This window comes from Chromobacterium sp. LK1 (genome assembly GCF_001043555.1).
Lineage (GTDB): Bacteria > Pseudomonadota > Gammaproteobacteria > Burkholderiales > Chromobacteriaceae > Chromobacterium > Chromobacterium aquaticum.
In genome coordinates this window covers 1-476 of sequence record NZ_LDUI01000048.1, presented here as the reverse complement: position 1 = coordinate 476, position 476 = coordinate 1, and the positions used below count along the sequence as shown (strand labels likewise).

Annotated in this window: 1 protein-coding gene; it reads left to right on the top strand. The window is 64.7% G+C overall.

Features of this window, described 5'->3' with window-relative positions; translation table 11 throughout:
* The coding region (locus tag VI26_RS19445; protein ID WP_048411421.1) for a calcium-binding protein at positions 1 to 476 on the top strand (476 nt) is incomplete at both ends.

Here is a 476-nt window from a genome sequence, read left to right as displayed (position 1 = left end):
AGCGGCGTGAAGTGGACGGCGGATCAGTTGATGCAGCAGGGCGTGCCTCTGGTGGGTTCCGAACTGGGCGACACGCTGCGCGGCGGCAACGTCAATGACTGGATCCAGGGCAACGGCGGCAACGATTCGCTGTATGGCGGCAACGGCAACGACCTGCTGGAAGGCGGGGCGGGCGACGACGGGCTGTATGGCGAAGAAGGCAACGACACGCTGCGCGGCGGCGCTGGCAAGGACACGCTGTATGGCGGCAACGGCGCGGATCTGCTGGAAGGCGGTGACGGCGACGACGTGATCTACGGCGGTAGCGATGGCGGTAACTGGCGCGTTGAGGGTGATACCTTGCGTGGTGGTGCTGGCAACGACCAGCTGTTTGCCGGATGGAGAGGGTACGACAACGTGTTCGAAGGCGGCAGCGGCAACGACACGCTGACCGGCAGCTATGCGCGTGACACCTATCTGTTCAATCTGGGCGATGG